The organism is Micromonospora gifhornensis, assembly GCF_016863515.1.
Lineage (GTDB): Bacteria > Actinomycetota > Actinomycetes > Mycobacteriales > Micromonosporaceae > Micromonospora > Micromonospora gifhornensis.
In genome coordinates this window covers 106,499-128,435 of the sequence record NZ_BOPA01000002.1, presented here as the reverse complement: position 1 = coordinate 128,435, position 21,937 = coordinate 106,499, and the positions used below count along the sequence as shown (strand labels likewise).

General features: G+C 72.0%; 22 protein-coding genes and 1 riboswitch. Of the genes, 18 read left to right on the top strand and 4 right to left on the bottom strand.

Features of this window, described 5'->3' with window-relative positions; all coding sequences use genetic code 11:
- The first annotated feature begins 10 nt into the window (after positions 1-10).
- The gene (gene gltX / locus Vgi01_RS00995) at positions 11-1,420 is read left to right on the top strand and encodes a glutamate--tRNA ligase (protein WP_102657909.1); all 1,410 of its coding nucleotides are present in this window, start codon (positions 11-13) and stop codon (positions 1,418-1,420) included.
- A gap of 272 nt (positions 1,421-1,692) precedes the next feature.
- Complete coding sequence (locus Vgi01_RS00990) at positions 1,693-2,343, top strand: hypothetical protein (RefSeq protein ID WP_204289873.1); 651 nt, start codon at positions 1,693-1,695, stop codon at positions 2,341-2,343.
- Positions 2,344-2,464: 121 nt separating this feature from the next.
- Here Vgi01_RS00990 and Vgi01_RS00985 read toward each other — a convergent pair whose 3' ends face one another.
- Positions 2,465-2,824 carry a hypothetical protein gene (locus Vgi01_RS00985; protein ID WP_204289872.1) on the bottom strand — a complete coding sequence of 120 codons (360 nt, stop codon included), beginning with the start codon at positions 2,822-2,824 and terminating at the stop codon, positions 2,465-2,467.
- Positions 2,825-2,955: 131 nt separating this feature from the next.
- Between Vgi01_RS00985 and Vgi01_RS00980 the strand changes: the two genes are divergently transcribed.
- From Vgi01_RS00980 to Vgi01_RS00955, 6 genes are all read left to right on the top strand, one after another.
- The gene (locus Vgi01_RS00980; RefSeq protein ID WP_275409841.1) at positions 2,956-4,239 is read left to right on the top strand and encodes a PucR family transcriptional regulator; all 1,284 of its coding nucleotides are present in this window, start codon (positions 2,956-2,958) and stop codon (positions 4,237-4,239) included.
- Positions 4,240-4,317: 78 nt separating this feature from the next.
- Positions 4,318-5,316, top strand: coding sequence for an ACP S-malonyltransferase (locus tag Vgi01_RS00975; RefSeq protein ID WP_204289870.1), 999 nt, complete (start codon positions 4,318-4,320; stop codon positions 5,314-5,316).
- Positions 5,313-6,257 carry a beta-ketoacyl-ACP synthase III gene (locus tag Vgi01_RS00970; protein ID WP_204289869.1) on the top strand — a complete coding sequence of 315 codons (945 nt, stop codon included), beginning with the start codon at positions 5,313-5,315 and terminating at the stop codon, positions 6,255-6,257. The genes Vgi01_RS00975 and Vgi01_RS00970 overlap by 4 nt, the downstream gene beginning before the upstream one ends.
- 84 nt (positions 6,258-6,341) lie before the next feature.
- A complete protein-coding gene (locus Vgi01_RS00965; protein WP_013735281.1) occupies positions 6,342-6,581 on the top strand; it encodes an acyl carrier protein in 240 nt (79 codons plus the stop codon).
- 1 nt (position 6,582) lies between these two features.
- Entirely contained in the window at positions 6,583-7,809 is a 1,227-nt protein-coding gene (gene fabF, locus Vgi01_RS00960) for a beta-ketoacyl-ACP synthase II (protein WP_204289868.1), read from the top strand.
- A gap of 145 nt (positions 7,810-7,954) precedes the next feature.
- Complete coding sequence (locus Vgi01_RS00955) at positions 7,955-8,605, top strand: lipoprotein (RefSeq protein ID WP_204289867.1); 651 nt, start codon at positions 7,955-7,957, stop codon at positions 8,603-8,605.
- Positions 8,606-8,666: 61 nt separating this feature from the next.
- On the opposite strand, the gene Vgi01_RS00950 is transcribed toward Vgi01_RS00955, so the two are convergent.
- Positions 8,667-10,415, bottom strand: a complete 1,749-nt coding sequence (locus Vgi01_RS00950; protein ID WP_204289918.1) for a glycoside hydrolase family 3 protein — start codon at positions 10,413-10,415, stop codon at positions 8,667-8,669.
- Between the two features lie 95 nt (positions 10,416-10,510).
- Positions 10,511-11,002 (bottom strand): DUF3145 domain-containing protein, encoded by a 492-nt coding sequence (locus Vgi01_RS00945; RefSeq protein WP_102657895.1) that lies wholly within the window; start codon positions 11,000-11,002, stop codon positions 10,511-10,513.
- Between the two features lie 313 nt (positions 11,003-11,315).
- Between Vgi01_RS00945 and Vgi01_RS00940 the strand changes: the two genes are divergently transcribed.
- The 6 genes from Vgi01_RS00940 to surE all read left to right on the top strand — a co-directional run bounded on the left by Vgi01_RS00940 (position 11,316) and on the right by surE (position 18,392).
- On the top strand, positions 11,316-11,645 hold the full coding sequence (locus Vgi01_RS00940; protein WP_102657896.1) for a hypothetical protein: 330 nt from the start codon (positions 11,316-11,318) through the stop codon (positions 11,643-11,645).
- A gap of 200 nt (positions 11,646-11,845) precedes the next feature.
- Positions 11,846-12,760, top strand: a complete 915-nt coding sequence (locus Vgi01_RS00935) for an alpha/beta fold hydrolase (RefSeq protein WP_204289866.1) — start codon at positions 11,846-11,848, stop codon at positions 12,758-12,760.
- A 111-nt stretch (positions 12,761-12,871) separates the two neighbouring features.
- Positions 12,872-14,986: a HelD family protein gene (locus tag Vgi01_RS00930; protein WP_204289865.1), complete on the top strand. Its 2,115-nt coding sequence runs from the start codon at positions 12,872-12,874 to the stop codon at positions 14,984-14,986.
- Positions 14,987-15,137: 151 nt separating this feature from the next.
- Positions 15,138-15,271: riboswitch (cyclic di-AMP (ydaO/yuaA leader) on the top strand.
- A 4-nt stretch (positions 15,272-15,275) separates the two neighbouring features.
- Complete coding sequence (locus Vgi01_RS00925) at positions 15,276-16,370, top strand: coiled-coil domain-containing protein (RefSeq protein WP_102657911.1); 1,095 nt, start codon at positions 15,276-15,278, stop codon at positions 16,368-16,370.
- 220 nt (positions 16,371-16,590) lie between these two features.
- Positions 16,591-17,571: a 1-phosphofructokinase family hexose kinase gene (locus tag Vgi01_RS00920; protein ID WP_233196775.1), complete on the top strand. Its 981-nt coding sequence runs from the start codon at positions 16,591-16,593 to the stop codon at positions 17,569-17,571.
- Positions 17,568-18,392, top strand: coding sequence for a 5'/3'-nucleotidase SurE (surE, locus tag Vgi01_RS00915; RefSeq protein WP_204289864.1), 825 nt, complete (start codon positions 17,568-17,570; stop codon positions 18,390-18,392). Before Vgi01_RS00920 ends, surE begins: the two co-directional genes overlap by 4 nt.
- A 4-nt stretch (positions 18,393-18,396) precedes the next feature.
- Here the strand turns inward: surE and Vgi01_RS00910 are convergent, their stop codons facing one another.
- On the bottom strand, positions 18,397-18,759 hold the full coding sequence (locus tag Vgi01_RS00910) for an STAS domain-containing protein (protein ID WP_013735292.1): 363 nt from the start codon (positions 18,757-18,759) through the stop codon (positions 18,397-18,399).
- A 358-nt stretch (positions 18,760-19,117) separates the two neighbouring features.
- On the opposite strand from Vgi01_RS00910, the gene Vgi01_RS00905 reads away from it, so the two are divergent.
- The 4 genes from Vgi01_RS00905 (at position 19,118) to Vgi01_RS00890 (ending at position 21,920) form a co-directional block, all read left to right on the top strand.
- Positions 19,118-19,264: a hypothetical protein gene (locus tag Vgi01_RS00905; RefSeq protein ID WP_158244890.1), complete on the top strand. Its 147-nt coding sequence runs from the start codon at positions 19,118-19,120 to the stop codon at positions 19,262-19,264.
- Between the two features lie 123 nt (positions 19,265-19,387).
- The gene (locus Vgi01_RS00900) at positions 19,388-19,792 is read left to right on the top strand and encodes a hypothetical protein (protein ID WP_102657899.1); all 405 of its coding nucleotides are present in this window, start codon (positions 19,388-19,390) and stop codon (positions 19,790-19,792) included.
- An 810-nt stretch (positions 19,793-20,602) separates the two neighbouring features.
- The gene (locus Vgi01_RS00895) at positions 20,603-21,292 is read left to right on the top strand and encodes a BON domain-containing protein (RefSeq protein ID WP_102657900.1); all 690 of its coding nucleotides are present in this window, start codon (positions 20,603-20,605) and stop codon (positions 21,290-21,292) included.
- An 82-nt stretch (positions 21,293-21,374) separates the two neighbouring features.
- Complete coding sequence (locus Vgi01_RS00890; RefSeq protein ID WP_043725422.1) at positions 21,375-21,920, top strand: DsbA family protein; 546 nt, start codon at positions 21,375-21,377, stop codon at positions 21,918-21,920.
- The last annotated feature ends 17 nt before the right edge of the window (positions 21,921-21,937 follow it).

Genomic DNA, 21,937 nt, shown 5'->3' with positions numbered 1-21,937 from the left:
GGCTGTGGTCGTGACGGTACGTGTGCGCTTCGCCCCATCCCCGACCGGTATGTTCCACGTCGGCGGTGCCCGCTCGGCACTGCAGAACTGGATCTACGCCAAACAGCAGGGCGGGGTGTTCGTGCTGCGCATCGAGGACACCGACGCGGCGCGCAACAAGCCCGAGTGGACCGAGGGCATCCTGTCGGCGTTGGACTGGATCGGCATCTCCCGGGACAGCTACGAAGGCCCCTACTTCCAGTCCTCGTACGCGCAGGAGCACCGCGCCGCCGCCGCCCGGCTCCACGACTCGGGCCGGGCGTACTACTGCGACTGCACCCGCGAGGCGGTGCAGGCCCGCACCGGCAACCAGTACACCGGCTACGACGGCTTCTGCCGCGACCGGGGTCTGCCGCCGGGCGAGGGCCGGGCGCTGCGGTTCCGCACCCCGGACGAGGGCACCACGGTGGTCGTCGACCTGATCCGCGGCGAGCCGACCTTCGAGAACAAGCTCATCGAGGACTTCGTCATCGCCCGGGGCGACGGCTCGCCGGTGTTCCTGCTGGCCAACGTCGTGGACGACATGACCATGGGGATCACCCACGTGATCCGGGCCGAGGAGCACCTGCCCAACACCCCGAAGCAGCAGCTGCTCTGGGACGCCCTCGGCGTCAAGCCGCCGGTCTGGGCGCACGTGCCGGTGGTGGTCAACGAGAAGCGGCAGAAGCTGTCCAAACGCCGCGACAAGGTCGCCCTGGAGGCGTACCGGGACGAGGGCTACCTCGCCGCCGCCATGCGCAACTACCTGATGCTGCTGGGTTGGGCGCCCTCCGGCGACCGGGAGATCGTGCCCTGGTCGGTGATCGAGGACGAGTTCCGCCTGTCGGAGGTGAACCCGTCACCGGCGTTCTTCGACGAGAAGAAGCTGCGCGCGTTCAACGGCGAGTACATCCGGGCGCTGCCGGTCGAGGAGTTCGTCGAGGCCTGCCGGCCGTGGCTGACCGGCACCGGCACCATCGCGCCGCCGCCGTGGCAGCCCGAGGAGTTCGATCCGGCGGTGTTCGCCGCGGTGGCGCCGCTGGCCCAGACCCGGATCGCGGTGCTCAGCGAGATCGTGCCGAACGTCGACTTCCTGTTCGTGGCGACGCCCCTGATCGACGAGGCGGCCTGGACGAAGGCCATGAAGGAGGGTTCGGCCGAGCTGCTGGAGGCGACGATCGCCGCCTTCGAGGCGGTCGACTCCTGGGACGCGCAGACGCTCAAGGCCACCCTGGAGGCGGTCGGTGCCGAACGTGGACTCAAGCTCGGCAAGGCCCAGGCGCCGGTACGGGTCGCGGTCACCGGCCGCACCGTCGGCCTGCCGCTGTTCGAGTCGCTGGAGGTGCTCGGCCCCGAGCGCACGCTGACCCGGCTGCGCGCCGCCCTCCTACGCCTCGTCTAGGCGCCACCGACACCCACCCGGGTTGCGGCGGCAGGTTATCCTGCCTGCATCACCGGCCCCGGCACAGGTAAGATCCGCCCACTGCATGACGACCGCTATCGTGCCGAGTCGAGATCGCAGATAGTTCCAATTAGTGTTCCACCGGCTGCAACCGATCGACGTTCGGCGGAGTCTTTAGGTGGGTACCCGTCCTGCGGGCACGGTCACCGCCGTCAGCTTCCGGCACGTGACTCCTGCAGCAGAGCCACCATCGAACGGGGCGAGGAGGCGGCATGGTCCGACGGATGAGGCGACTGGCCGTAGTGGGGTTGGGCGGGTTGGCGGCCATGCTGCTGTCCCTCACCGTGGCGGAACCGGCGAAGGCGGCGCCGAAGTCGCCGCCGGCCGGGGTGGATATCACCGGGCACGGCCTCGCCGAACCGTTGCGACTGCGCGCCGAGCAGCATCCCGAGCAGGTCAAGGCCATGGTCGACCAGGTCAGCGCCAAGGTGTTGGTACGCCAGTCGGGCAGCCCGAAGAAGGCGAACCTCGGTCCGAAGTACACAGTCGTGGTGCTCGCCGGCGACGTTCCCAAGCAGACCTACGACCTCTACCCGAATGCCGTGGGCGGGCCCCGGGTCTTCCGGCCGGCCAAGCAGCCGGACTCGCGCAAGACCACGGCGGCCTGGTTCCTCGGCCGCGTCACCATGTCCGAGACGCTGCGCACCGCCGGCGTACCGCTGGAGCGCACGTACGAGGCGGTCAGCGGCGGCATCGGCGGCGGCGAACGGATCATCCCGGAGGACGCGCTCAACCCGGCGCAGGACATCAACGAGGCCTTCGGGGAACTGCGTCGCCTCCTGCTGCTCAACGTCGCGGTGGTCGTCGTGATCACCCTCGGGCTCGCCGGGATCGCCCTGCTGATCCGCCGCCGAACCCGCTGACCGTCAGCTCAACCGCTCCCCCACGCGATCAACGCCCGGCCCGGCCGGGCGTTGATCGTCGGAGCGCTCAGCACCATCGTCGGGCGCTCACCGCCGTCGGGCGCTCACCGCCGTCGGGCGCTCAGCACCAGCGTCGCGGTGGGCGCTCCCGCCGGGTGGCGCGGCGAGCCGGGCGTACCGGGCCATGCCGGTGTGCGCCGGCCCAGCCGGGCTGCTCGCTGCGGCAGCCGGAGGCATCCGGCTCGACCGGCGGTTCGGCCGCCCGCTGCCGGGGCACCGCCGGCTCGGTCGGGCCGGGTCGCGTGACCGCCGGCTCCTCGTCGCCACGCTCCGGCGCCCAGCCGGCATGCGCGTCGGCCGGTTGGCTGAGGCCGGTCGGCCGCCGGTGGTGATGGTGCTTGGCAGTGGCCGGCTGTTCGTGAGCGCCCGGTCGGCTCGGCTCGTCCTGGGCGCAGCCGTATTCGGCGTCCCCCTGCGCCATCGGCTTCTCCTCACGCTCTCGCCCTCACCCGCCGGTGCCCACCCGACGTGTCCTGACACGGTACTGGCCGGTACTGACGCGCCACGCACCGCGTACCCGGTCGAGGTCAGGGATGGGACCGGACGGCTGCCGTGAAGGTCCAGTTCAGGGCATGTCAGGCTAGGCGGGTGAGCGGATCGGGCGGGACGGAACTGTCGGCCACGCTGCGCCGGATCGAACGCGCGGCCGGTACCCTGGCCACCGCCAGCGTGGCCCGGATGGACGAGACGCTGCCCTGGTTCCGGGAGTTGCCGGCCGACCAGCGTTCCTGGGTGATGTTGGTGGCTCAGGCCGGCGTCCGCTCCCTGGTGCAGTGGCTCTGCTCGGGCGGTGGTGCCGGTGAGGGCACCCAGGAGGTCTCCGACGAGGTCTTCGCCACCGCGCCCCAGGCACTGGCCCGCTCGATCACCCTCCAGCAGACCGTCGCGCTGATCAAGGTCACCATCGACGTGGTCGAGGAGCAGGTCAGCGATCTCGCCGCCCCGGGCGAGGAGCCGCAGTTGCGCGACGCGGTGCTGCGCTTCTCCCGGGAGATCGCCTTCGCCGCCGCCCGGGTCTACGCGCGGGCGGCGGAGTCCCGCGGCTCGTGGGACGCGCGGTTGCAGGCCCTGCTGGTGGACGCGCTGCTGCGTGGTGACTCCCCGGACGTGCTGGCCAGCCGCGCCGCGGCCCTCGGCTGGACGGACGCGCCGCCGGTGGCGGTGGCGGTGGGCACCTCCCCGGGCGGTGAGGTCGCCGCCGTCCTGCACAACGTGTACCGCCAGGCGCGGCGCATCGGCGTTGAGGTGATCGGCGGCGTACACGGCGACCGGCTGGTGATCGTGCTCGGCGGGGCGGCCGAGCCGGTGGCGGCCACCGGCAAGCTGCTCACCGCGTTCGGTCCGGGGCCGGTGGTGGTCGGCCCGGCGGTGCCGAGCCTGGACGAGGCCACCGAGTCGGCGCGGGCGGCGCTGGCCGGCTACCGCGCGGCACCGGCCTGGCCCACCGCGCCCCGCCCGGTCCACGCCGGCGACCTGCTGCCGGAACGGGCGCTGGCCGGTGACGCGGAGGCCCGTCGGCGGCTGCGGCACGACGTGTACGCGACGCTGGCGCGGGCCGGCGGTGAGCTGCTGGAGACGCTTGACGCGTTCTTCGCGGCGGGCGGGACGCTGGAGAGCGCCGCCCGGGCGTTGTACGTGCACCCGAACACGGTGCGTTACCGGTTGCGGCGGATCTCCGACGTCACCGGATTCAGCCCGCTGATGCCGCGGGACGCCTTCGCCCTGCGTGTCGCGCTCACGGTGGGTCGGCTGGACCCGGTGGTGCCGACCCAGACATTGCCCCCACCCACCGGTAAAAGATCACAGGCAAGTGACGATCATCGCCAATCTTTGTAGGATTCCTCCAAACGTCCTAGTGCGGTTTGGTGGCAGTCGGCACAGCGCAACCCGTGGCAATCCGGGAGAGTCATACACGTGCTCGCCGTACTCTGCCCCGGCCAGGGTTCACAGAAACCCGGCTTCCTCACTCCCTGGCTCGACCTGACCGGCGTTGAAGCCCGGCTGCGCAGCTGGTCGACACTTGCCGATGTCGATCTGGTGCACCTTGGCACCAAGGCCGACGCCGACGAGATCCGGGACACGGCCCGCACCCAGCCGCTGCTGGTGGCCGCCGCCCTGCTCGCCGCCGAGCAGTTGCCGCTGACCGAGGTGGCCCTCACCGCCGGGCACAGCGTCGGCGAACTCGGCGCGGCGGCACTGGCCGGCACCCTGTCGACCGAGGCGGCGATCACCCTGGCCGGCGTACGCGGTCGGGAGATGGCCGCGGCCTGCGCGCTGGAGCCGACCGGCATGGCCGCCGTGCTCGGTGGCGACCCGGACGAGGTGGTCGCCGTGATCAACGGGCACGGTCTGCACGCCGCGAACCGCAACGGCAGTGGCCAGATCGTGGCCGCCGGTGCGGTCGCCGGCCTGGAGAAGCTCGCCGCCGAGCCACCGGCCCGGACCCGGATCATCCGCCTCCAGGTGGCCGGCGCGTTCCACACCCCGTACATGGCCCCGGCGGAGGCCGCGCTGGCCTCGGTGGCGGACGGAATCACCCCGGACGACCCGACCCGGATCCTGTTGTCCAACCTTGACGGCGCGCCGGTCGAGGACGGCCGGGAGGTCCTGCAACGGCTGGTTCGCCAGGTCACCGCCCCGGTCCGGTGGGACCTCTGCATGGCCACGCTCGCCGAGCGCGGAGTGACCGCGGTGATCGAACTGCCGCCCGCCGGCACGCTCGCCGGCCTGGTGAAGCGGGAACTCAGGGGCAGTGGCGCCCCGGAGATCGTCACCCTGAACACCCCGGACGACCTGCCCGCCGCCCGCGATCTGATCGCCCGGCACGGCACGACCGCCCGCCAGGAGCCGGGCAGCCGGCTCGATTCGAACGAGTCTCGCGACGAGACCGACCGCAGGGAGAGCTCGGCATGAGCGGCAGCAGGATCCTCTCGCTAGGCCACTACCAGCCGTCCCGGGTGGTGACCAACAACGACATCGCCCAACTGGTGGACACCAACGACGAGTGGATCCGCGACCGGGTCGGCATCGTCAGCCGGCGCATCGCCGGTGACGAGACCGTCGCCGACATGGCCGCTGCCGCCGCCGACAAGGCCCTGGCGAACTCCGGCCTGACCGCCGCCGACATCGACCTGGTCGTCGTCGCGACCTGCACCTCGGTGGACCGCAGCCCGAACGTGGCCTGCCGGGTCGCCGCCAAGCTGGGCATCAGCGCCCCCGGTGCGTTCGACGTCAACACCGCCTGCTCCGGTTTCGCGTACGCGCTCGGCACGGTCGACCATGCGATTCGCGCCGGTGCCAGCCGCAACGCCATCGTGATCGGTGCCGAGAAGCTCTCCGAGTTCACCGACTGGACCGACCGCTCCACCTGCATCATCTTCGGTGACGGCGCGGGTGCCGCGGTGGTCACCGCCACCGCCGCCGACGAAGCGCCCGGCGTGGGCCCGGTGGTCTGGGGTTCGGTGCCCGAGCGGGGCGACGCGGTACGCATCGAGGGCTGGCGTCCGTACGTCGCCCAGGAGGGCCAGACGGTGTTCCGCTGGGCCACCACGGCGCTGGCGCCCCTGGCGTTGCAGGCGTGCGAGCGGGCCGGGGTCGACCCGTCCGAGCTGGCCGCCTTCGTGCCGCACCAGGCCAACACCCGGATCATCGACGGCATCGCCAAGCGGTTGAACATCCCGCAGGCGATCATCGCCAAGGACCTCGTCGAGTCCGGCAACACCTCCGCGGCCAGCATCCCGCTGGCCCTGTCCAAGCTGGTCGAGCGCCGTGAGGTGCCCTCGGGCGCGCCGGTGCTGCTGTTCGGCTTCGGCGGCGGCCTGACCTACGCCGGTCAGGTCGTCCGCTGTCCCTGATACCCCCTCGGCGCGTCGTCGCCGAGGAGCAAGGCGGTGGCGTCGCCGCCGCCGAGAGAAACCCGATGAGAGGAACCCACCGCAATGACCCGTGACGAGATCACCGCCGGCCTCGCCGAGATCCTCGAAGAGGTTGCCGGGGTGAGCCCGGACGACGTGGCCGAGGGGAAGTCCTTCACCGACGACCTGGACGTCGACTCCCTTTCCATGGTGGAGGTCGTGGTGGCGGCCGAGGAGAAGTTCGGCGTCAAGATCCCGGACAACGAGGTGCAGAACCTCAAGACCGTCGGGGACGCCGTCAGCTACATCGAGGCGCAGTCCTGATATGACTCGATCCGACGTCGTCGTCACCGGGCTCGGCGCGACCACCCCGCTGGGCGGGGACGTCGCGTCGACCTGGGACGCCATGCTCAACGGCCGCTCCGGGGTGAGTGCTCTCACCCAGGAGTGGGCCGAGCAGCTGCCGGTCCGCATCGCCGCCCAGCTCGCGGTCGACCCGGCCATCGTGCTGGACCGGGTGAAGCTGCGCCGGCTGGACCGTTCCGAGGCGATCGCCCTGATCGCCGCCCACCAGGCCTGGGCGGACGCCGGCCTGGCCGACGCCCGGCCCGACGGGGAACGGGTCGGTGTCAGCATCGGCTCCGGCATCGGCGGCGCAGTCACCCTGCTCGCCCAGGACGACATCCTGGAGGCCTCCGGCCCTCGCCGGGTATCCCCGCACACCGTGCCGATGCTGATGCCCAACGGCCCGGCCGCCTGGGTGGGCCTGGAACTCGGCGCCCAGGCGGGTGTGCACTCGGTGGCCAGTGCCTGTGCCACCGGCGCGGAGGCGATCGCGCTGGGTCTGGACATGATCCGGTCCGGCCGCGCCGACGTGGTGGTGGCCGGCGGCACCGAGGCGGTCATCCACCCCCTGCCGATCGCCGGGTTCGCCTCGATGCGGGCCATGTCGACCCGCAACGACGAGCCGCAGCGGGCATCGCGGCCGTGGGACAAGGGTCGGGACGGGTTCGTCCTCGGTGAGGGTGCCGGCATCGTGGTGCTGGAACGCGCCGAGCACGCCGCCGCCCGAGGTGCCCGGGTGTACGCCCGGCTGGCCGGTTCCGGCATCACCTCCGACGGCTACGACATCGTCCAGCCCCACCCGGAGGGTGCGGGGGCGATCCGGGCCATCGAGAAGGCGATCGCCGACGCGGACGTCGCCAAGTCGGACATCGTGCACGTCAACGCGCACGCCACGTCGACGCCGGTGGGTGACCTGGCCGAGATCAAGGCACTGCACCAGGCGCTTGGCGACCACCCGGTGCTGACCGCGACCAAGTCCATGTCCGGGCACCTGCTCGGTGCCGCCGGTGCGCTGGAGTCGATCGCGACGATCCTCGCGATCCGCGACGGCGTGGTGCCGCCGACGATCAACCTAGACGATCCGGACGACAGTCTCGATCTCGACGTGGTCACCAACAAGGCCCGCGAGATGTCGATCGAGGCCGCGCTGAACAACTCGTTCGGCTTCGGCGGTCACAACGTGGCGCTGGTCTTCACCCGCGTCTGACCGTCCGACCGTCACCCCTGCCGTCGCTGTCGTGGCGACGGCAGGGGTTTCGTGTTGGTCGGGCGCAGCGCTCATCGACTTGACGGCGACCCCCGGTTTCGCTTTGCTGAGCGCTCCGATAGATCAACAACTGGGAGTGGGCATCGTGCGACGATCCCGGTTCGCGCTGGCGGCACTGGCCATCGGGTTGCTCGCCGGCTGCGGCGGTGGTGCGCAGACCGACACCGGCGAGCAGCCCGGCGGTGGCGCGACGGGTGCGCCGTGGCATGACGAGGTGACCGCGGCCACGGCGAGCGAAACGGTAGGTGCCGGTGCCCCCTGTCCGCTGCCTGTGACGTTCGGACTGGCCGACGGGTGGCGGGTAAGTGAGATCAAGACCCCGGACCCCGACGACGAGGTGGCCGCTGCCGTGGCCGAGGCGTTGACCCGACGCGGCGGCACGACCGCGCGCTGCGAGGCGGACGGCCGCGCGGTCGCGTCGGGTTTCCTGCGGGTGTGGACGGCCGACGACGCGGACGCCCCGGCCCGGCAGACCCTGGAGGCGTTCGTCGCCGCCGGGCAGAAGGCGACCGATCCGCAGTACCGCCAGACCCGCGTCGGCGACCTCGACGTGATCGAGGCGAGTTGGTTGAGCTATCGGGAGTTGCGCGACGAGGACATCCGGGAGTGGGCGCTGGCGGTCCGGGTCGGCGAGGCGACGGTGCTGTTGGAGGCCAGCAGCACGAGCTTCGGTGACCCGCTCGACCTGCTGCCCGTGTACCGGCTGGCCCGCGACACGCTGACCGCAACGCCCTGACCGCCGGCGCCTTGACCACCACCGTCCTGAGTGCCGCCGGTGCCCTGTGCTGACCGTGGCGTCAGCCGGCGCAGGTGGTGGCGGACAGCCCGGACACCTTGACCGGAGAACGCCCCGGCGCAGTGGCCTTGCCGGCCAGCACGGCGGCGAGCGCCTCCATCGAGGCCCGGCTCGACGAGTACGTGGCCAGCAGGGTGGCCGACTTCGCCTGACCCAGCACGTACGGGGTGTCCATGGCGACCGTGATCGCCGCGTCGGCCCGCAGGTCCCCGGCGCGGTCGCCGTACCCGACCAGGTGCACGATCGTGCCGCCGTCGGCCACCACCCGCACCCCGGCCTCGGTCAACGCCTCGGTCAACGCGGCCCGGGTGTGCGCCCGCCCGTCGGAGGAGGTGACGGTGACCGGTCCCCGGACCGCCACCTCGTCGCACCGGCCACGCAGCACGGTCACCGCGGCGGCGGCCAACGCGCGTGCCGCCGCCCGGTGCTCCGGGGTGGCCAGCGCGGACAGCTCCGGCGTCGGCGCGTCGGCCAGGGTGAACTTCATGGTCAGCACCCGGGTGACCGCCTCCACCAGTCGGGTCCGGGGCAACGAGCCGTCCCGCAACGCCGCCAGCACCCCGTCGTACGCCTGGCTCACGTTCGGCGGCATCAGGATCAGGTCGTTGCCGGCCTTCAGGGCGCGTACCGCGGCCTCCCCCGGCCCCCAGCGGCGCGCCGGTGGCATGTTCATGCCGTCGGTGACCACCACGCCCTGGAAGCCGAGTTCGCCGCGCAGCACCTCGGTGAGCAGCTTGTACGAGAAGGTCGCCGGCACGCCGGGGTCGACCGCCCGCACGTCGAGGTGGGCGGACATCACGGCCAGCGCACCGGCCTCGATGCCGGCGGTGAACGGCGGCCAGGCCTGCGCCGCCAGTTTCTTGCGGGACTGGCTGAGCACGGGCAGGTCCTGGTGGGAGTCGTCGGCGCTGTGCCCGTGTCCGGGGAAGTGCTTGACGGTGGCCGCCACCCCGGCGGCCTGCAGTCCGCGTACCGCCCCGCCGACCTGCTGCCCGGCGCGCTGCGAGTCCGCGCCGAAGGACCGGGACCCGATGACCGCGCTGCGGGTGACCAGCACGTCGGCGACCGGCGCGAAGTCGACGTTGATGCCCATGGCGGCCAGTTCGGTGCCGGCGGCCCGCCAGGCCGCCTCGGTCAGCGCGGGATCACCGGCGGCTCCGGCGGCCAGGGCGCTGGGCAGCAGGGTCACCCCCTCGGTGACCCGGGTGACCACCCCGTACTCCTGGTCGGTGCCGATGAGCAGGGGTGCCGAACCTGCGGCCAGCTTCCCGGCGGCCTCGCGCAGCCCGGTGGTCAACTCGCGGACCTGCTTCGGGTTGTCGACGTTCGTGGTCGGCTGGTTGCCCTGGGTGGGGTCGTCGGCGCTGAAACCGACCAGGATCAGTCCACCGAGCCGGTACTTCTCGATCATCTCTGCCGGGGTGTCCACGCCGGCGAGAGCCTGGTTGCCGGCTGCCGAGCCGGCCGACACCTGGGTCGCCCGGTCGCCGTACGCGTAGGGCATGAGCACCTGGCCGACCAGGTCCTCGTCGCCGAGTTCGGCGACCAGGGCGGCGGCCCGGGTGGCCGGGTCGTCCGTCGTGGCGCTCGACGAGGGCTGCGGTCCCGCCGGCGCGGACGGTGACGTCGAGCCGGACGCCGGGTCCGAGCCGGGACGCTGCCCTGGCTGGGAGCAACCGGAGGCGAGCAGCATGGTCACGGCGACGAGCACGGCGACGACACGCCGAGGGGTAGTCGACACGCGGCTTATCCCACCAGCTCACCGCGTATCGAGCAACTTGGTCCGGTGGCGACCGGGCGACGCCCCCGACCGCCCGGACGGAGATCCCGGGCGGTCGGCGACGCTCAGCCGACCCTGGTGAGCAGCGTCACCGGCGCGCCGTCCCCGGCGTAGCGGTACGGCTCCAGTTCGGCGTCCCAGGCGCTGCCGAGCGCCTTGTCCAGAGCGTGTGCGAGGGCCTCGGGTGCCCGCGCGGCGGCCATGATGCTGCGCAGCCGGTCCTCGCCGAGCTGGATGTCCCCGGCCGCGCCCACGGTGGCCCGGAACAGCCCGCGACCGGGGACGTACATGAAGCGTTCACCGTCGGCGCCCGGACTGGGCTCCTCGGTGACCTCGAAACGGATCATGGGCCACTGCCGGAGGGCAGCAGCCAGTTCGGCGCCCGTCCCGGCGCGACCGGACCAGCCGCATTCGGCCCGGCGGGCGCTGGGATCGACGGGTTGGGCGGTCCATTGCAGGTTGACCGGCGCGGCAAGGACGCGCGCGATCGCCCACTCGACGTGTGAGCACACGGCGAGCGGGGTCGAATGGACGTATACGACGCCACGCGTTGGCACGGTGACCTCCCGGAGAGCGAGGTGCGTCTTCCCCTACGACCTCGACCGATTCCGGGTGCGTTGTTGTCACACATGATGACTCGTGGGACGGATGGTGCGCCAGGGAATCGGAAAATCCGCCGGTCGGAATACCCGGACAGGTGACCGCCGTTCCACCTCGTGACACCACGATGACCAGCCGGGATCGTGGGTCGTGTACAGTTCCATCGGCGGCCTGTGCCGCGTAAGCCTCTCGCGGGGCCTCCCATCGGGTGCCGCCCCGCAACAGCCCCCGGACGTTCCGTCCTCCGTACGTCTTGCAAGGAGTACCTCCGTGGCGAGCAACACCTCTAAGACCGCGCGCGCGTCAGTCCGGGCCGGCCAGGCTGGCCAGGGTGGCGCCCTCAGCGTGCTGGGTGAGTTCAAGTACCTGATCCCGCTCAACGGCGGCAAGCACGCCTACGTGCGGAACCTCACCAACGGCAAGACCGTGCACCTGCGCACCGACTCCGAGGCCTTCGTCGAGGAGATCCGGGTGCTGGCCGCTGCCGGCCACGCCGCCAAGATCCGGGCGGAGATCAGCAGCCTCAACGCCGCCCACCCGGGCGACGGCTGGGACGCCGCCGAGAAGCGCCTGGTCGAGGCCGGCGTCTTCGAGGGCTGAGCCAGCCTCACGTACCACCACGAAACGCCCGTCGGGTCTTCCCGGCGGGCGTTTCGTCGTCTCCGGCCCGGTCGGCCGAGCAGAAGGCCCAAACCGGAATCTTCTCAACATCGCGGTTCTCGTGGTGTCATGGCGGGTAGCCGGTGTTACCACCGGGTATCCCCGGTGTCACGCATTCGCGCGGCCATGGGGAGGTGGCGATGCCGGAGCAGGTCGAGGTACGACTTCCTGACGACGTACGCCTGCATGTGGAAGCCAGCGGACCGGCGGACGCCGAGGTCACCGTGGTGCTGTTGCACGGCTGGACGCTTGACGGGCGCAGCTGGCACCGGCAGGTGGCGGCGCTGCACGAGACGTATCCGTCGGTGCGGGTGGTCACCTACGACGCGCGCGGGCACGGCAGGTCCAGTTGCATGTCGCTGCCCACGGCCACCCTCGCCCAACTCGGCGATGATCTGGCCGCCGTGCTGGACACCGTCTCCTCCGGTGGCCGGGTGGTGCTCGTCGGCCACTCGATGGGCGGCATGACGATCATGGAATACGCCCACCGCCACCCCGAGCACTTCGCGCACCGTACGGCCGGACTGCTCTTCGTCTCCACCACCGCCGAGGGACACACGCACACCGTCTACGGCCTTTCGCCGCGGATCGCCCGGATCATCCGGTTGGCCGAGACCACCGGGGCCGGGGTGCTGGCCCGGTGCGGTTCGTGGCGTCCGCCCCGGGCCCTGCTGCGGGCGCTGCAGCCCAGCATCCGCTGGATGCTCTTCGGTGAGCGCTGCGATCCGGCGGACATCCGCCTGGTCACCTCGGCGGTGGCCCGCGCCTCGCTGCGCTCGATCGGCGGGTTCCGGGCGTCGATCGGCGCCCAGCACCGGTTGGAGACGCTCGCCGCGTTGGCCCATCTGCCGGCGGCGGCCCTGGTGGGGGACCGGGACCGGCTCACCCCACCGCCGTGCGCGGAGTCGATCGCCGAGGCGTTGCCGGCCACCGACCTGGTGGTGTGCCCCGGCGCCGGCCACATGCTGATGATGGAACGCCCCGAGGAGGTCAACGGGGCCCTCTCCGGCGTGCTGCGCCGGGTCCTCGACGCCCGCCCCGTCCGCGGCTGTTAACAAGGGACCCCTGCTCTACCTGAGGCGTTAACAAGGTGCCCTTCCTTGCATGCGGACGGCGGGGCGTAATCTCGTGCGGTTGGCCGGGCGGCGGGACGAGGAGCACGAGCGGTGGATCAGAGCACCCTGGATCAGGAGATCGCCGTCGAGCAACGGCATCTCGACCGGGTGTACGCGCGACTGGCCGAGCTGCGGCGCGGGGCGGTCCGCGCCGAACGGGACGGCTACCGGCTGGCCCGGGTCGGCAACTTCGGCGCACTCGTCGAACGCGACGCGATGGTCTTCCACGCCGCGCAGCGACGTCACCTGTTCGACGCCGAGTACGAAGGGCTGGTCTTCGGCCGGCTCGACCTGCGGGACGGGCAGGTGATCTACGTCGGGCGGCTCGGCATCCGCGACGAGGACGCCAGCACCCTGGTGGTCGACTGGCGGGCCCCCGCCGCCGCCGCGTTCTACCAGGCCACTCCCGCCGAGCCGCTCGGCGTAGTGCGCCGCCGGACGATCCAGTCCAGCGGGGAACGGGTCACCCGGATCGAGGACGACCTGCTCGACCCGGAGGCCGCACCGCCGGACATGCCGGTGGTGGGCGACGGCGCGCTGCTGGCGACCCTGTCCCGCACCACCGGTCGGGGCATGCGCGACATCGTCGCGACCATCCAGCGTGAGCAGGACGAGGCGATCCGCTCCCCCGGTTCCGGGGTGACGCTCGTCTCCGGCGGCCCCGGCACCGGCAAGACGGCGGTGGCCCTGCACCGTGCCGCCTATCTGCTCTACTCCGACCGGAGCCGGTACGCCGGCGGCGGCATCCTGGTCGTCGGCCCGTCCTCGGTCTTCGTCTCCTACATCGCCTCGGTGCTGCCGTCGTTGGGCGAGGACAACGCCAGCCTGCACTCGCTGGGCAGCATCTTCCCCGGCCTGGTCGCCACCCGCACCGACGCACCCCGGGTGGCCGCGATCAAGGGATCGTTGCGGATGCGGCGGGTCCTGGAACGTGCCGTGCGGGACACCGCGCCGGGTGCCCCCACCGAGTTGCGGCTGCTCTACCGGGGACAGCTGCTGCGGTTGGAGCGGGCCGAGCTGAACACGGTCTGGAACCGTGCGCTGCCCCGTGGCGCCCGCCGCAACGAGGTACGCCGGGCCGGTTTCGACGGCATCCTCGCCGCGCTCTGGGCACAGGCCCGCCGGTTGGGCATCGCCGGCCTGCCCGATCAGCGCGCCTTCGAGGACGAGCTGATCGACCGGACCGACTTCCGGGAGTTCCTCAAGGCCTGGTGGCCACGGCTGCATCCCCGGCACGTGCTCGGTTGGCTGGCCGACCACGAGCGGCTGCGCCGGTACGCCGGCGGCATCCTGTCCGGGGCCGAGATCCGTCTGCTGAGCGAGGCGTACCGAGGGTTGGCCACAGACGGCCCGACGGTCGCCGACGCCGCGCTGCTCGACGAGCTGGACACGCTGCTCGGTAAGCCGGTACGCCCGGCCCGGCCCAAGCGGGACCCGTTCCAGCTGGCCGGGGGCGTACGGGAGCTGAGCACCTTCGCCGACCGGCAGCGGGCCGCCCGACAGGCCGCCCGCGAACGCCCGGAGGACTACCGGGACTACGCCCACGTGGTGGTCGACGAGTCGCAGGACGTCTCGCCGATGCAGTGGCGGATGATCGGCCGGCGGGGCCGGTTGGCCTCGTGGACCGTGGTCGGCGACCCGGCGCAGACCGCCTGGACGGGAGATCCGCAGGAGCTTGATCGCGCTCGGGAGCAGGCCCTGGGTCGGCGTCCGCGGCACCGGTTCACCCTCACCACCAACTACCGCAACTCCGCGGAGATCTTCGCGGTGGCGGCCGAGGAGATCCGCCGGGTGTACCCGGATCTTCCGCTGCCCACGGCGGTCCGCTCCACCGGGGTCGACCCGGTGCAACTCGTGGTGCCGGCCGAAGAGTTGACGACGAGCGTGGTGTCTGCCGCGCGCACCCTGCTCGGCGAGGTCGAGGGCACCGTCGGAGTCATCACTGCGGTGCCGCGGCGGGACGAGGTGACGGGCTGGCTCGGCGGCCTCGGCGGCGACCGTCTTCAGGTGGTGACGAGCCTGGAGGCCAAGGGCATGGAGTACGACGCGGTGGTGCTCGTCGCGCCGAGTGAGATCCGCGCGGTGCCCGATTCCGGCGTGCGGACGCTCTACGTCGCGCTGTCCCGAGCCACCCAGCGGTTGACCACTGTCGATGTAGGCGGCTGAGACCGGGTCTACCGATATCTGCCACGGATGATACTTTCGTCCGATTTCCTGGTGACCGGACGAACACCACGGGTCACACCGGCTGCACGGGTCACAGCAGCACCGGTAGGCTCGGACCCGGCCTCCGCCAGGCGGCACCCACCGGTGCCGGCGGTGGTCGCCGCCTAATCGCCCGCAGGGGCGAGCCGGGGAACCATGTTCCTGGGGTGCATCCGCGCACGCGCGGTAGGGATCTTCCGTCCCGAACCCGTCAGCTAACCCGGTCGGCGGCTGACGGAAGGACATGTGCATGCCAGCAGTGGCAACCGTGAAACCGGCCGCCCGAACGGCGGCCCTGATCTGCGCGGCGCTCGCTCTCGCCGTAGGCGTCGCGCTCGTTCCCGGCCCGGCCGCGGCGCACGGGTTACGGGCGGCGGCTCCCGGCGACGTCGGCGACGAGGGGGGCACCCCGGCGCTGCGCGCCCAACTGGAGGCGGCCAGCAAGGGCTACCTCGACGCCAAGGCCGCGCTGGACCGTTCGGTCAAGCGACAGAAGCAACTGGCCGCACAGCTCACCGCCACCGAGAGCCAGCTCACCGAACGCGGTGCCAAGGTCGCCGAGATCGCCGCACAGGCGTACCGCAGCGGCCGGCTCGGCGCGGCGTCGGCGCTGCTCAACAGCGGCTCTCCGGCCGGCTTCATGGACCGGGCGGCGGCGCTGGACGCGGTGGCCGCCAACGAGGAACGCGCCCTCGGTGAGCTGCGGGCCACCCGTGACGAGGTCAGCAGGACCAAGCAGGCGCTGGACGTGGAGGTCCAGGAGCAGCGCAAGCAGGTCGCGGTGATGGCCAAGCGCAAGGACCAGGCCGAGCGGGCGCTGACCGTGGCCAACGAGCGGGCGGAGGCGGCCGAACGCGCCCAGGCCGCCGAACGCGCCGCCCGCACCCCGAACCGTGGTGGCGGTTCCAGCCCGACGGCCAAGCCCGCGCCCCGCAACTCGGACGGCTCGTGGCCCTCGGAGTCGTGCAGTGTCAACGACCCGACCCCGGCCAACGGCTGCATCACCCCGCGCACGCTGCACGCGCTCAAGCAGGCCAAGGCGGCCGGCTTCACCAGGTACGTCTCCTGCTACCGCTCGGGCGGCTCGGGCGAGCACCCCAAGGGCCGGGCCTGTGACTTCGCCGCGCAGAAGAACGGCTTCGGCGGAGTCGCCACGGGCGGCGACCGGACGTACGGCAACAACCTGGCGGCGTACTTCGTCAACAACGCCGACCGGCTCGCCGTGCTCTACGTGATCTGGTACAAGCAGATCTGGCTGCCCAGCAGCGGCTGGAAGGCGTACAGCGGCGGTCGCGGCGACCCGTCCAGCGACCACACCAACCACGTGCACCTGTCGGTGTACTGACCCGTTCACACGACGACGCCGGGTGGGACTTCCACCCGGCGTCGTCGCATCGTGCCCGCACCCGCGAAACGGCCACCCTCGCCCGCCGGTCGACGCGCGCGGATCCGCCACCTTGGTTACCGTCTAAGACGGAAGTGGACATTTCGCCACGAGGGGGCGCAACGCGCATGAGACAACCCACCACGCGGTTCACCCGGTCCGGCGCCTGCGGGTGGGACCGGTGACCGGGCACGTCATGGTCTTCGCGCCCACACCGCTGCTGACCGTCACCGTCGACCAGCCCAGTGACGTACCGGAGCTGCACCTGCACCCCGGCGGACAGGGCGTCTGGCAGGCCCGGATGGTGCTGTCGCTCGGTGTCGACGTGGTGCTCTGCACGGCGCTCGGCGGCGAGATCGGGGAGGTCCTGGCGCCGCTGCTGGTCGGCGAGGGAGTGGACCTCAAGGTGGTGAACCGCGACTCCGGCGGCAGCGGCGGGTACGTGCACGACCGTCGCGGGGGCACCCGGCGGGAGATCGTCGACGTGCCCGGCCAGCCGTTGAGCCGACACGAACTGGACGAGTTGTACAACCTCGCCCTCAGCGAAGGGCTGCGCGCGGAGGTGTGCGTGCTCAGCGGCCCGAACGACCCGTCACTGGTGCCCGCCGACCTGTACCGGCGCTTCGCCGCCGACCTCGGCGCCAACGGCAGCCGGGTGGTGGTGGACCTCAGTGGCGAGCACCTGACGGCGGTCGTGGAGAGCGGCGTGTTCTTCCTCAAGGTCAGCCACGAGGAGCTGATCGCGGACGGCCGAGCCGCCGACGACGACGAGGAACAGCTCACCCGCGCCATGTACGACCTGCATACCGCCGGTGCGGAGAACGTGGTGGTCAGTCGGGCCGAGAAGCCGGCGCTGGCCCTGGTCGACGGCGAGGTGTTCGAGGTCCAGATGCCCCAGTTGGAAGCGGCCGACCCGCGTGGCGCGGGCGACTCGATGACCGCCGGGGTGGCCGCCGTGGTCGCCCAGGGCGGCGACGTCCGCACCGCCATCCGTACCGGCGCGGCGGCCGGCGCGCTGAACGTCACGCGCCACGGGCTGGGCACCGGCCGGGTCGACTCGATCACCGGCCTGGTGGAGCGGGTGCAGCTGGAGCCGGCGAGCATCCGCCCGCAGCACCGCACGACCCCCGACGAGTTGGCCCACCGGGCGGGCGGGCGATGACGCTGCGGGTACTGATCACCAACGACGACGGGATCGCCGCCCCCGGCATCCACGCGCTGGCCCGGGCCGCCGTCGACCGGGGCCTGGACGTGGTGGTGGCCGCCCCGCTGGAGGAGGCCAGCGGCACCAGCGCCGCGATGAGCGCGATCGAGCAGGACGGCCGGGTGGTGGTCCACGAGCACCCGCTGCCGGACCTGGACGGTACGCCCGCCTTCGCGGTCGGCGGGTCTCCCGGCTTCATCGCGCTCATCGCCGTGCACGGCGCTTTCGGGCCACCGCCGCAGGTGCTGCTGTCCGGAATCAATCGTGGCGCCAACGCCGGTCGCGCGGTGCTGCACTCCGGCACCGTGGGTGCCGCGTTCACCGCCGCCGCGAACGGCTGTCCGGCGATGGCGGTGTCCCTGGACGTCCTGTCGGCCGGTGAGGCCACCGCGGCCAGCGGCGGTGCGGCGGTGGCCGCCGCCGCCCGGGTACGCGACGCCGACCGGCACTGGTCGACCGCTGCCCGGGTCGCGCTGGACCTGCTGCCCAGGCTACCCACCGGGCCGGTGGCGAGCGTGCTCAACGTCAACGCGCCGGATCTGCCGTACGAGCGGCTTCGCGGGGTACGCCGAGGCGCGCTGGCCACCTTCGGCCAGGTGCAGATGACGGTCGCCGAATCCGGTCACGGTTTCGTCCGCACGTCGCTGGAGGAGCCCGGTCAGGCGGTGCAGCCCGGTACCGACCTGGCCCTGCTCGCCGAGGGTTACGCCTCGGTGACGGCGATTCGGGCCGTCACCGAGGCGACCGATATTGATCTGTCCGGCCTCGACGCCGGATGAGGAGTCAGGCCCCCGGAAGGACCTCGGGTGTGGCAGCCCCCGCGTAGTACGGCTCGGGGGCGCCGAACAGGCCGAGCAGGCCGGTCACCCAGAGTTGCCGGTGCACGAACCGGCTCGGCTCGGTCACGACCAGTTTCACGCCACTGACCTCGGCAGTCTGGAATCCGGCGACCATCGCGCTGATGCCAACCGAGTCGATGAAGGTGACCAGCCGCATGTTGAGCTCGATCCGGGCCGGCCGGCCCTTGGCCAGCACCTCGGCGATGGCCTCTTTCACTTCGTACGCGGTGTCGACGTCGATCTCCCCTCGCGGGGCGATCTCGATGACACCACCAGGCCGAACCGTCTGCAGGATCGACAGGCTCACGCGAGCACCTCCACTCGCCCGTACGACGGGCGCCTCATCAGTACGCGGGCCGCGACCGAGAGTATTCCTCCAACGGCCTCGGTCGCCACCCCTCGGGATGAGCAATTCGCGGACAGGGGCGTGCCAAGTCGCCCTTGTCCGGACTTTTCATGTCCTATCACTCGACGCGCTGGCCGCAATTCCACACCGCGAGCCAGCCCACGCCGCCGAACCAGGGTAGCGGGCCGATGCCAGCGGTTTCGATATCCAGCGCGGCGAGGCGTCCGCCCCGAGGCCGGCTCCGCTGGTAGCCGGGCTGCGGTCAGTGCCGGAATGTGCCTAGCATCACCACTTACCGAATCGATGAGAGGACGACGACATGCTTCGCAGGCTCGCCACCCTGGCCGGCGTCAGTGCCCTGCTCACCCTCGTCCTGGCCTGCGGTTTCGGCGGCGCGGGCGATGACGACGACGATGACGACGACGACTTCGCCCGCGCCGCCGTCGCGGTGGTGTCGTCCCGCTGATCCGGTTTGCGAGGGCATCGGGCGGGGCACAGCCTCCGATGGCGTACCCCCCGCCGCACGCCGGGCAAGTCGCCGAGGAGGTCTCATGCGGGCACCGGCCTCGGTCCTGTCGAGGAGGGAACCATGTTCGGAACCAACCTGCTGGAACGCCGCAGCAAGCCGGAGCGGATCGCGGACGACGCCTGGCACCACCTCGTGTCGGCGGTGAGCACCGCGGGCGACAACCTCCGGGGCACCGCACGCTCCGCCCGGCACACCTCTGCGGGGCTGGCCGACGACGCCGGGGAACTGGTGGGGTCGGCCGCCGAGGAGGCCCGCCGCCGGGCCACCCGGGCCTTCGACGCCCTCGCCGGTCGCCGTCCCGCACTGCCGTGGACCCTGCTGATCGGCGCGGCGCTGGCCGGTGCCGCTATCGGCTGGGCTGCCGGCACCGCCGCCCGCGCCGCCGGCAGTCGTGACCGGTCCGTCGACGACATCGAGTTCGTGGACGTCGAGCGGCCCGACTCCCCCGCCGAGACCGACCGCTGAGCGGCGGCCTTCTCCCTGCTGGCGTCGAACGGGCTCAGCTCGGGACGGGACCCCGTCCGACCGATCCGGTCGGACGGGGTCCGCTGCGCTGACCGGGTGTGGACGGCCAGCGAGTGGTGCGGGTGGTGGTCGTCGGAAGCGCACTCGCGTCACGCGTCGGCGCCGAGGCAGGCGGCCGGAGCGCCGCCCGACGGCGGCGGGCGGGTCGGGAACGCGGACGGGCCGGTGGCCGGGGTGGACGCGGACGGACCCTGGGGCGACGCCGTCTGGCCGGTCGGGCTCGGGGAAGAAGAAGCCCGTACTGCTGACGTTCGTCGACGTGATGCCGGTGGCTCCGGTGCGACGCCCCGGCCCACCCTGCCCACCCAGCCACAGTTCGCCCTCCTTAGCGGGCCGGGCCATGGACCGTACGGTGCCGGTGGTGGGTGGCGTGGTCGCGGCGGATGGTACCCCCGGTCGGGCTCGCAGGACGGGTCCGGCGCCGGCACAGCCGGGCGCGGACTCCGCCGCAACGACGAGACCTTTCCGCATCTGAGTTCCTCTCGGGGGGAGACGCCCCACACCCCGTGACCGGGGTGGGGTGGACGCACAACAGACACCCATCGGAGCTGCCCTGGCTCCGGCACCGGCGCGATTGGCTCCCGCACCCGAGGAATGAACTCACACTAACCGTTTGGACGAGCAAATGGAAGCGCTCCCACGGGCCTCCTTCGACCCGGGTGAGGCCGGATCACCCGTACCGCCACCAGGCTGAGTCCCGCGGACCCGGCAGAACGGGCCGCGCCACGCCGGCAAGGGAGGAGCAAGGCGATGGCCAGCATCTCGACGATCAACCGCATCGATCAGGACATCCGCTCGGCGGTACTCGACGAACTGGACTGGGAGCCCCGCGTGCAGCCGCACGAGATCGGGGTGGCCGTGGCCGAGGGCGTGGTGACGCTGACCGGCCGGGTGGACAGCTACGCCAAGAAGTGGGCGGCGGAACGCGCGGCACACCGGGTCGCCCAGGTCCGGGTGGTCGCCAACGACATCGCCGTACGGCTGATCACCGGCGCGGAGCGCACCGATCCGGAGATCGCCGCCGCGGTGGAACACGCCCTGCAGTGGCGTGCCTTCGTACCGGTGGAGCAGCTCGACGTGACTGTCGCGGAGGGCTGGGTCACCCTGCACGGCCAGGTCGAATGGGAGTACCAACGCCGCGCCGCGGAGGAATCGGTAAACCAGCTCAACGGCGTACGCGGCATCAGCAACGGGATCACCGTACGGCCGACGGTCCGTCCCGACGGCAGCAGACTGGCCGACCGGATCGTCGACGCGCTGGCCCGTAACCGGGCGACCGACGCCGAGCAGGTGACGGTGCGGGTGCACGGCGACACCGTGCTGCTGGGCGGTCTGGTGCACTCGATGCCCGAACGCGCCGAGGTGGAGCGGGTCGTCTGGTCCGCGCCGGGCATTCGGGAGGTGCAGAACCACATCGCCGTGGCACCGGTGCTGCGCTGAAGCGGCGTACGCCCCAACCACCCGGGCCGGGTGAGCCACCCTCACCCGGCCGGGCAGCAGTCTGGCACTCATGACCGATCAGCTGACCACACCACTGCAGGTCACTGCGCGGCTCCGCACACCCGTCACGGAACACGACCACGTCCGAGGTCCGACGGACGCGCCGGTGACAATCGTCGAGTACGGCGACTACCAGTGCCCCTTCTGCGGCCAGGCGCACGCCAGCCTGCAGGAGGTGCTCCGAGAGCGGGCCGACACGGTCCGCCTGGTCTACCGGCACTTCCCCATCGCGAACCTGCACCCGTACGCCGAGATGGCCGCCGAGGCGGCCGAGGCCGCCGGACGGCGGGGACGGTTCTGGGAGATGCACGACTGGCTCTACGAGCACCAGGAGCAGCTGGATCGGGTGCACCTGATGCTCGGCGTCGAGCAGCTCGGGCTGCCCGTGAACGAGGTGGACGCGGAGATCGGTCGACACGCCGGTGGTGACCGGATCCGACACGACTTCGTCAGCGGCATCCGCAGCGGCGTGGACGCCAGCCCGACCCTGTTCGTCAACGACACCCGCCACGACGGCGACTTCGACCTGGCCACCCTGCTGGCCACCGTCGACGCCGCCACCACCTGATCCGGCCATCACCTGAT

Coding starts and splice junctions, on each gene's coding strand:
- fabF (WP_204289868.1), top strand. CDS start 6,583: ATGACTCGATCCGACGTCGTCGTCACCGGGCTCGGCGCGACCACCCCG.
- Vgi01_RS00925 (WP_102657911.1), top strand. CDS start 15,276: ATGCCAGCAGTGGCAACCGTGAAACCGGCCGCCCGAACGGCGGCCCTG.
- Vgi01_RS00895 (WP_102657900.1), top strand. CDS start 20,603: ATGGCCAGCATCTCGACGATCAACCGCATCGATCAGGACATCCGCTCG.
- Vgi01_RS00965 (WP_013735281.1), top strand. CDS start 6,342: ATGACCCGTGACGAGATCACCGCCGGCCTCGCCGAGATCCTCGAAGAG.
- Vgi01_RS00985 (WP_204289872.1), bottom strand. CDS start 2,824: ATGGCGCAGGGGGACGCCGAATACGGCTGCGCCCAGGACGAGCCGAGC.
- Vgi01_RS00970 (WP_204289869.1), top strand. CDS start 5,313: ATGAGCGGCAGCAGGATCCTCTCGCTAGGCCACTACCAGCCGTCCCGG.
- Vgi01_RS00905 (WP_158244890.1), top strand. CDS start 19,118: ATGCTTCGCAGGCTCGCCACCCTGGCCGGCGTCAGTGCCCTGCTCACC.
- Vgi01_RS00900 (WP_102657899.1), top strand. CDS start 19,388: ATGTTCGGAACCAACCTGCTGGAACGCCGCAGCAAGCCGGAGCGGATC.
- Vgi01_RS00990 (WP_204289873.1), top strand. CDS start 1,693: ATGGTCCGACGGATGAGGCGACTGGCCGTAGTGGGGTTGGGCGGGTTG.
- Vgi01_RS00935 (WP_204289866.1), top strand. CDS start 11,846: ATGCCGGAGCAGGTCGAGGTACGACTTCCTGACGACGTACGCCTGCAT.
- surE (WP_204289864.1), top strand. CDS start 17,568: ATGACGCTGCGGGTACTGATCACCAACGACGACGGGATCGCCGCCCCC.